This is a genomic window from Bradyrhizobium sp. (genome assembly GCF_019244115.1).
Classification (GTDB): Bacteria; Pseudomonadota; Alphaproteobacteria; order Rhizobiales; family Xanthobacteraceae; genus Bradyrhizobium.
This window is the reverse complement of the sequence record NZ_JAFATE010000442.1, coordinates 1-8670: the sequence shown is the minus strand read 5'-3', so window position 1 is coordinate 8670 and position 8670 is coordinate 1. Positions and strand designations below refer to the sequence as shown.

General features: G+C 63.0%; 8 protein-coding genes. 4 read left to right on the top strand and 4 right to left on the bottom strand.

Going from position 1 to position 8670, the window contains the following annotated elements; translation table 11 throughout:
* Positions 1-910 (top strand): isocitrate/isopropylmalate dehydrogenase family protein (locus JOZ76_RS19475; protein ID WP_291700930.1); only part of this gene is annotated, 910 nt, incomplete at its 5' end.
* 48 nt (positions 911-958) lie between these two features.
* Here the strand turns inward: JOZ76_RS19475 and JOZ76_RS19470 are convergent.
* Positions 959-1207 carry a hypothetical protein gene (locus tag JOZ76_RS19470; protein ID WP_291700928.1) on the bottom strand — a complete coding sequence of 83 codons (249 nt, stop codon included), beginning with the start codon at positions 1205-1207 and terminating at the stop codon, positions 959-961.
* 826 nt (positions 1208-2033) lie between these two features.
* Here JOZ76_RS19470 and JOZ76_RS19465 point away from each other — a divergent pair.
* Entirely contained in the window at positions 2034-3017 is a 984-nt protein-coding gene (locus JOZ76_RS19465; protein WP_291700921.1) for a Bug family tripartite tricarboxylate transporter substrate binding protein, read from the top strand.
* Between the two features lie 569 nt (positions 3018-3586).
* Here JOZ76_RS19465 and JOZ76_RS19460 read toward each other — a convergent pair.
* Positions 3587-3982, bottom strand: a complete 396-nt coding sequence (locus tag JOZ76_RS19460) for a helix-turn-helix domain-containing protein (RefSeq protein ID WP_291700920.1) — start codon at positions 3980-3982, stop codon at positions 3587-3589.
* Positions 3983-4510: 528 nt separating this feature from the next.
* On the opposite strand from JOZ76_RS19460, the gene JOZ76_RS19455 reads away from it, so the two are divergent.
* Together JOZ76_RS19455 and JOZ76_RS19450 are read left to right on the top strand one after the other, a co-directional pair.
* On the top strand, positions 4511-4795 hold the full coding sequence (locus tag JOZ76_RS19455) for a hypothetical protein (protein WP_291700918.1): 285 nt from the start codon (positions 4511-4513) through the stop codon (positions 4793-4795).
* 198 nt (positions 4796-4993) lie between these two features.
* The gene (locus JOZ76_RS19450; protein WP_291700916.1) at positions 4994-5728 is read left to right on the top strand and encodes a cytochrome c biogenesis CcdA family protein; all 735 of its coding nucleotides are present in this window, start codon (positions 4994-4996) and stop codon (positions 5726-5728) included.
* Here JOZ76_RS19450 and JOZ76_RS19445 read toward each other — a convergent pair.
* Positions 5725-7272, bottom strand: coding sequence for a sensor histidine kinase (locus tag JOZ76_RS19445; protein WP_291700914.1), 1548 nt, complete (start codon positions 7270-7272; stop codon positions 5725-5727). The two genes, JOZ76_RS19450 and JOZ76_RS19445, sit on opposite strands and share 4 nt — an antisense overlap.
* Before the next feature lie 195 nt (positions 7273-7467).
* Positions 7468-8670, bottom strand: a 1203-nt coding sequence (locus JOZ76_RS19440; protein ID WP_291700912.1) for a serine hydrolase domain-containing protein, incomplete at its 5' end; no start/stop codon positions are given.

Genomic DNA, 8670 nt, shown 5'->3' with positions numbered 1-8670 from the left:
CTCGCTGCCGGAGACCACCATCCGGATGTGCGAGCAGGCCGACGCGATTTTGCTCGGCGCCTGCGGGCTGCCCGCGGTGCGGTATCCTGACAACACCGAGATCGCGCCGCAGATCGAGCTGCGCTTCCATTTCGATCTCTACGCCGGGGTGCGGCCGGCGCGGCTGATCCCGGGCGTGCCGAGCCCGATCGTCGGCGCCGGGGCCAAAGGCATCGACCTCGTCGTGATCCGCGAATCCACCGAAGGCCTGTTCGCCTCGATGGGCAAGGGTGTCGTCACCAAGGATGAAGCGCGCGAGACACTCGTCATCACCCGCAACACCTCCGAGCGCCTGTTCAAGTTCTCCTTCAAGCTTGCCGAGCGGCGTCGGGCGCGGGGCCGATCCGGTACCTTGACCTGCGTCGACAAGGCCAATGTCTTCAAGGCCTTCGCGTTCTTTCGTGAGATCTTCGACGAGATCGCTTCACGTCATCCAGCCGTGACGCCGGAGCGGCTCTATATCGATGCCTGCGCCTTGATGCTGGTGAAGCGTCCCTGGGATTTCGACGTGCTGGTGACCGAGAACATGTTCGGCGACATCCTGTCCGACCTCGCCGCCGGCCTGATCGGCGGCATGGGCATGGTGCCGTCGGCCGATATCGGCGATCGCCATGCGGTGTTCCAGCCATGCCACGGCACCGCGCCCGACATCATGGGGCAGGGCAAGGCCAACCCGACCGCGATGATCCTCTCGGCTGCCATGATGCTGGACTGGCTCGCCGAGAGGCATGGCCTGGAGCAGGCGGCGGAAGCCTCCGAGCGCATCACGCGCGCGGTCGATCAGATCTATGCTGCCGGCATCAAGCCGTTCGAGTTCGGCGGCGGCAATGGGACCGCCGATGTCGCCAACGCGGTGCTCGCGGCTCTATAGGCTGAACGGGAAACAAAGAAGAGGGGGCCGAACCCCCCTCGCGACCGATCACCAACGGTGCCAGCGGTGCCAGCCCCATGGCCTGTGATAGCCGTAATAGCCATAGGCGCCGTAGAAGTTTGGCCGATGCCAGCAGCGGCCCCAGGCGGTGCAGACCCAGCGCACCTGGTCGACGTTCGCGGTCTGCCCGGCGATCTGGCCCGCCTGCGGAAGGCCGTTCGGCATGGCCGACGCGCCGGTCGTCAGCGCGGTGGCGCCGAGGGCAGCAAGGCCGACAACGAGAGCTTTCAGTCTCATGGATGTCTCCCTCCTTTGGATGGTCCATCAACGTCAGCGGATGTCGTTGGTTGCCGCACATGTCGTCGCAGTGCTGCGATTTAATCTTGCTGAACATCGGTTCAGCTGAAGCCGATGCGAGCGTCGCGTGCGCGATGGGACCAAGTCGAGCAGACACAGCGGCGCTGCGCCCGGCGCCCGCTAAAATCAGGGATGTTCGGCATGTTTGTCGCAACCGGCGGTCGGGATGCAAAGTGCCACGCACCTAGCGGGGTGGGTTATACCTTCTGAAGTTGCACGCAGAAGTGGCGTCGATCAAGGCGCGCCCGCTCGATCGATCGGCATTCGGCGATGCTCCTATCGCGGCATCGAGGGCAGCGCGATTCCACTTTTGTAATTCCTGCTGCAGCAGCCAGGCGGCGAGATCGCGTACATTGTCGATGCGCGAGCAGCGATGGCAGCCATCGTGATCCTTTCGCATGATTTGGCCCTTTGCGTGCAACTTGCGGATTGAAGAAATTCAGCGAGGAGGAGATAGCGAGCCGGCGAAATTGCCGGTGCGGCGTTTTGCGGTGCGATAAGAAGCGGTGAACTTAGGCCTTTGCTCTGTCGCCGCAACCGCTAATCTGGTTTGAGGTGTCCCGGTTCTGACGTTCGTGCCATTCCGCAGCGGCTCGTTTGCGCATGTCAGAACCGGGACACCAGCAGGCTTCAAGGATTCTCGTGTGGCTTGTATCTGAGATTCGCTGACCGGACTCGCAGATGGACCGTAGCGAATGTCAGACGCGCCATACGCGTGGTGGGGCGCCGTCGTCGCATGACGACACGGCGCAATGGGGGAGAGTGCATGCCGTTGACACGCCGGGAGGCTGTCGCCGCGCTGTGCGGCGGGATCGCCGGCCACGCCGCAGGACAGGCTTGGGCGCAGGGGAGCCGCTCCGGCAGGACCATCAGGATCGTCGTGCCCTATCCGGCGGGCGGCACGACCGATCTGCTCGGCCGCATGATCGCCGAGCAGCTCACGTCCGCCTTTTCCGCCACCGTCATCGTCGAGAACAAGCCCGGCGCCGGCACCACGCTCGCCGCCGAACTGGTCGCCAGGGCCGAGCCTGATGGCAATACACTGCTGATGGCGACGTCCACCACACTTGCGATCAACAAGAGTCTGTACCGCAAGCTGCCCTACGATCCGGTCAAGGACTTTGCTCCGATCGCGCTGGTGGCAGCCGTTCCATTCGCGCTGGTCATCAATCCCAATATTCCCGTCAAGTCGCTGGCGGAGTTCATCGCTTATGCCAAGGCGAAGCCGGGGCTCAGCTATGGTTCGGCTGGCAACGGCAGTCCTCAGCATCTTGGTGCGGAAATGCTGAGGACGGCCGCCGGGATCGACATTCGCCACATTCCCTACCGGGGCAGCGTTCCGGCGATGCTCGATGTTGCCGCCGGGCATGTCGCGTTCATGGTGGTCGACCTGCAGGCGGCGCTGCAGCAGATTCGCGGCGGCCAGCTCAGGGTGCTGGGCGTCACGACCGCGAAACGCGTTGCCGCGGCGCCCGATGTTCCAACGCTCGCCGAGGCCGGGCTGAAAGGGTTCGAACTCGTGGCCTGGCAGGGCGTCATGGCGCCCGCCGGGACGCCGCGCGCGACCGTCGATCAATTGGCCGAACAGATCGCAAAGCTGTTTGCTGATCCGGCGACCCAGGGCAAGCTTACTGCGATGGCGCTCGAACCGCTCACCTGGTCGACGCCGGACAGCTATGCGGCCTACATCCGGCGCGAAGTCGATCGCTGGGCCGACATCGTCAAGAGATCGGGCGTCATGCCGGAATGAGCCGTCGGAGCTCGCTGCCGTCGGTGCGCAGCGATTTTCTAGATGACATGCTCCCGGGTCTAGCAGATGTCCGCCGCGTGCCGATCCTTCGCGAGATCGCGCTGTGAGAGCAGATCGCCTGAAGGCCATTTCGTTTCGAGCAAGTCGGAACGGATTTGGCTCCCACCATTTGTCTTGACGCGTCCTCTGCGCGGCAAGCCGCGCCCACATCGCTCGCGACCGCTCCGATCGGTGCGAAAAGAAATGATTGGAAAAGGTCAGAAATAGTTTAGAGGTAGGCAGGAATATCGGCGTGGCGACGGGGTTCGCCAAAAGCCGACAGTCAAGTCGATGCCGGTGTCGCCTCGACGGAATACATTTCGGCGAAATGCGGATGGCAACGCGCGCCGCCCTGCGGGTTCGGGGCTTGCATGACTGCCGGGACCGCCACTTTCTATGACGGCAGGCAGCTATCTTCCCGCCCCGACCAGCGTGTGGTCTGGCGCAGCATTCGTTGAGACCGGACGATCCGGTAAAGTGATCGATCAGAAGCGCGGCGACCGCAACCCGGCGAGGGTCGCTTGCAGTCCTTACTCTTCGTTGGCGGCGATCGATTCCATCAGGGATACAAGCTGACGCTGTACAGTCTGATCCTTGATCTTGCTATACGCGCGCAGCAACCTGAGGCTGAATGCGCTGTCCAGGAACAGCAGGCTCTCGACCTCGCGTGCTTTGCTGTCGCCGTCGTAGAAAAAGGTGACGGGTACGTCGAGCGCGCCAGCGATCTGCTGCAAACGCGCGGCGCCGACACGGTTCACGCCTTTCTCGTACTTCTGCACCTGCTGGAAACTGACGCCAAGCTTTTCGCCAAGTTCTGCCTGCGAGATCTTCTGCTCGACGCGGCGAAGCCGGATCCGCTTCCCGAGCTCAATGTCGGACTTGCCGGCACTGCGCTGCTTCATCTTCTTTGCCGTTGATTTGTTCATCCTAGTGTTACCGTCCTTCAGTCGAATATCCCCCTGATCAGTTGGGTCAGGGGTTCACCCATATACACCTGTTTAGGTTGGTGTGTGTGTGGGAATTCGACCTTAAACCACGGCTATTTTACGAGTGAATGGAAGTAACCCTACCCGGACAGGATGTGTCCGTTGATTTACGGCGCGAGCGTTGCAGGAAAGCCGCATTCAAATACCCAGTTGATCGCTCGTTTTCGCAAGGGGTAGCATTTTCCCACCGAGTGTTAATGTGGTTGTTCTTGGAGACAACAACCGGTAGTTGGGCTTTGAGATCCTGCGGGGGACTCATCTTGCCCGCCGACGCCCCCGGCGATTCACAGCCTTCGAGTTTTGCGTCGCAGCATGCTACTGGCAAAAGTCCCAGTCGGCGGGACGTAAAATACCGCGAAAGCCCCTTCGAACAGGTGCGCCGATCGTGCTAGGCTCGCCACTGGGTTCGCCGCGTTGCAGAGCCAAACCGTGGGGGCATCGTGTTGGCCGGACCATGCAAGTCAGTGGATGGAAAGTACGCCGGTGACTAATTTGGACGAGCACATGCTTTCGGTTCTGGGAAAGCTTGAAGAATGCCGGGCAGCTCTTCTTGCCCGCAATAGCCGCGAGACGGCCGAACTCGTATCGGTCGCCATCCTCGAACTTCGCATGAAGCTCAACGGGATCGACGAGATGGAACTCAGGGCGCTCTGCGACGAGATGACCATGAGGGTCGAGGATGAGGAACGGCCGCGTGAATTGAAATCGGCGCACGGCCACCGGCGTCGTCCGCTGCTGCGGCTAGTCAAGTAGATCCGCCCGTCGCCATCGCGTCGCCGCAGTGCCGCATTTGTGATCGCCCCGGGGCAAGATGTGTCCGCAGCGGAGGCGTCTGCGCCAGCTTCCTTTCGGTCCCATTGGTTGCGCATTTCCGTGCATCCGTTACATCAGGACGGGCTTGTATCGGCCATCTGCGCTCGGACCAGCCCTTGAGGACATGGCGATAAATACATGATTCAAAACGTCTCGATCCCGGCAGCGTTGATCGCCGGCCTGGTCAGTTTTCTGTCGCCTTGCGTGCTGCCCCTGGTCCCGCCTTATCTGATCTATCTGACCGGCGCGACGATCGAGCATGTCGAGAATGAGGAGACGATCGCCGCCTCCAGGCGCGCGGTGATGATTTCGGCGGCGCTGTTCGTGTTGGGCTTCGCAACGGTCTTCGTGATGCTCGGCGCCAGCGCTTCGCTGGTCGGCCAATGGATCCACGCCTATTCCGCGGAGCTCGCGATCGTCGCCGGCATCGTGATCATCGTCATGGGGCTGCACTTCCTCGGGCTGACGCGGATCTCGCTTCTGATGCGCGACGGCCGGCTGCCAATCCCGAGGCCGGTCGGCTTGTGGGGCGCCTATGTCATGGGGCTTGCCTTTGCGTTCGGCTGGACGCCGTGCATCGGACCCATTCTGGCGGCGATCCTGTCGATCGCCGCGGCGGAGGCCACCGTCGCCAAGGGCGCCGGCCTGCTCGCGGTCTATTCCGCGGGGCTCGGAATCCCATTCCTGATCGCCGCCTTCATGGTTGAGCAGTTTTCCGCGGTGTTCGCGCGGATGAAGGGCCATCTCGTCAATGTCGAGCGGGGGATGGGCGTGTTGATGATCGTCACCGGCATCGGATTCTTGACCGGCGCAGTGTCGTCAGTGAGCATCTGGCTGCTGGAGACATTCCCGTCGCTGCAGAGCTTTGGCTAGTTGGAGCGCTTCTCGCCGAGCGGCACTGTCACGGTATAGACCACGCCAGGCGGCAGAAAGTCGACCGTCGCCTCGCCGCCGAGCTGATCGCGTGCGCTGCGCTCAATCAGGCGTGAGCCGAAACCGCGCTGCACAGGGGCGATGACCGGAGGGCCGCCGGTCTCGGTCCAGATCAGCCGCAGCTGCGCCGCGCCGGCCTCGCGCAAGACCTCCCATTCGAGCCTGACGCTGCCAGTGTCGTTCGACAGCGCGCCATACTTCGCGGCATTGGTGGCGATCTCGTGCAGGATCATCGACAGCACGACGGCCCGGCGCGGCGACAGCGGGACCTTGGGGCCCGACACCTTGATGCGGTCGCCGCTCGTCATGAGATAGGGCTGCAGCACGCGGCTGACCACGTCATTGAGATCCGAGCCCTGCCATTTCTCCCGGCTGAGCAGGTTGTGGGCTTCGGCGAGCGCGCCGAGCCGGCCTTCGAACTTCTCCCGTTCAACCCGGCTCGCAGTGCGAAACGTCTGCATGGCGATCGCCTGCAGAATTGCCAGCGTGTTCTTGACCCGATGGTTGAGCTCCTCGACCAGCAGATTCTGCAGGGTCTCGCCGCGCGCGATGGTGGTCGCCATTCTGACCGCGAAGGAGAGGCCGATCAGCAGCAGGACGACGCCAATCACCGAGGTGATCGCCAGGTTGCGCCACAACGGCGCGACCAGCGAGCGCTCCGAGATGCCCGCGCCGATGATCCACCCCGTGATCGAGGAGTGCGCAAAGCCCGACATCAGCGGCACGCCTTCGAGCGAGACCGTGGGCAGGATCGCCTCGGGCCGCCGCAGCATCTCCTCGAGGACGGACGGCGTGGCGCGCTTGCCGACGGTGGCTTCGGGGTTTGGTACGCGTGCAAAGACAATGCCGGTCTCATCCAGCAGTGAGAGCGTCCAGTCAGCGCTCGGCCGCTGCTTCTCAAAAATGCCCTGAAAGACCGCGATCGGCGGGCTGAAGGAGATGTCGTAGATCACCTCGCCATCGCGAAACACCGGCACCTCGACCGTCACGATCATCGTCTTCTTGACCGCGCCGAGAAACAGGTTCGAATATTGAGGCTTCTTGCTCGCGAAGACGCGCCCGACGATCTCGCGGTTGTTGCGTGGGGGCAGGTTCGCGGTGTCCTGCGTGACCGAGGAAAACAGCTGACGACCGTCGCGGTCTGCGACCAGGATGACGCCGTCCTTGCCGTACTGGTCGAGAAAACTGAGAGCCATGTCGCGAAAGCCATCGAAGTCGCCGTCGCGCAAGCGGTCGGTCAACGCCAGCACCTGCAGGCCACCGGTCATCCGTTGCATCTCGGCGTCGAGCACCAGACGAAGGCTGCGTACGGTCTCGAGCACGCGCTGGGTCGCGTCCTCGCGGTCCTGGGCGTAACTGTGCAGGACGATTCCCGCGGCGAAGATGATGAGCGGCAGCGTGGTGCCGGCGACGAGAAGTCCGAGCCGCACGGGAAGAGAGGCCTGCGGCTTGGCGCCGTCCCGTCGCTGAAGGTCGCCGTTCATCGCGCACCCACCAAGATGAACCGCAAAAGCTCTGATCGCAAAGGCTCCGATCGCAGACGCCTGACCCCGGGAAGAAACAGGAAGCTCGCAGCAACGGTCCTGATTCCGCAACGTTTGGGAACGAGCCTTGGCCGGCGCAACCATAGGTGAGTTACACGAATTTCGCCAAGCCTTTCGGCGCCTGCCGGTCCGGCGTCAGAGATTGCTCTCCGTGATCGCGGCATAGACCATGGTGCGCAGTTCCCGCCGCAGCGGATAGGCGCTCGACGGAAGCACCTGGGTCATGAAGATCGTGATCAACTCCTCGGCCGGGTCGATCCAGAACGAGGTCGTCGCCGCGCCCCCCCAGGAATATTCGCCGGCGCTGCCGGCAATCAGCGTCTTCGCCGGCTCCATGGTCACCGAGAAGCCGAGGCCAAACCCGATCCCGTGATAGGTGGCTTCGCTGAACAGCGATCGCGACAGGCCGGGCAGGTCGAGGCCGCCGGGCAGATGGTTCGACGTCATCAGCTTCAGCGTCTTCGGTCCGAGCAGTCGGACGCCTGCGAGTTCGCCGCCATTGATCAGCGCGCGGCAGAAGCTGAGATAGTCCGCGGTGGTCGAGCACAGCCCGCCGCCGCCCGAAATCAGCGAAGGCGGAGACAGGAAGGAGCTGGTCTTCGGATCGTCCTGCAAGGTCAGGCCTTCCCTGCGGGTCCCCGCGTGGAAAGTCATGCCGCCCTGCGGGTCCGCCGAATAGCAGGCCGCGAGACGGTGTGCCTTGTCGGCGGGCACGTGGAAGTCGGTGTCCTTCATGCCCAACGGATCGAAGATGCGGTCCTTCAAAAACTGTTCGAATGGTTTGTCCGCGATCTTTTCGATCAGGTAGCCGATCACGTCGGTTGAGACCGAATAATTCCAGGCCTCTCCGGGCGAGAATTCCAGCGGAATTTTGACCAGATCCTCGACCATGGACTGTAGCGTTCCGGCCTTTTCCACTTCGCCGATCTTTTTCTCGCGATACGCTGCGTCCACGTTGGAGCGCTGCTGGAAGCCGTAGGTGAGCCCCGAGGTGTGCCGCAGGAGGTCGACGATCTGCATCGGCCGCGACGGCGGCCGGGTCAGGAAGGCGGGATTTGTGCCGGCGACGAACACGCCGAGATTCTTCCATTCCGGAATATAGCGGTGCACCGGCTCGTCGATTGCGACGCGCCCTTCCTCGACCAGCATCATGAAGGCAACCGAGGTGATCGGCTTGGTCATCGAGTAGATGCGATAGATGGTGTCGTCCCGCACCGGCACGTTGCGCTCGATGTCGGCAAGACCCTGCGAGGAGGAATGCGCCACCTTGCCGCGCCGATAGACGAGCAGCTGCGTCCCGGGAAAGCGGCCGCTGTCGATGTAGCGGCTCTTCAGATG

Coding starts and splice junctions, on each gene's coding strand:
- JOZ76_RS19470 (WP_291700928.1), bottom strand. CDS start 1,207: ATGAGACTGAAAGCTCTCGTTGTCGGCCTTGCTGCCCTCGGCGCCACC.
- JOZ76_RS19465 (WP_291700921.1), top strand. CDS start 2,034: ATGCCGTTGACACGCCGGGAGGCTGTCGCCGCGCTGTGCGGCGGGATC.
- JOZ76_RS19460 (WP_291700920.1), bottom strand. CDS start 3,982: ATGAACAAATCAACGGCAAAGAAGATGAAGCAGCGCAGTGCCGGCAAG.
- JOZ76_RS19455 (WP_291700918.1), top strand. CDS start 4,511: ATGGAAAGTACGCCGGTGACTAATTTGGACGAGCACATGCTTTCGGTT.
- JOZ76_RS19450 (WP_291700916.1), top strand. CDS start 4,994: ATGATTCAAAACGTCTCGATCCCGGCAGCGTTGATCGCCGGCCTGGTC.
- JOZ76_RS19445 (WP_291700914.1), bottom strand. CDS start 7,272: ATGAACGGCGACCTTCAGCGACGGGACGGCGCCAAGCCGCAGGCCTCT.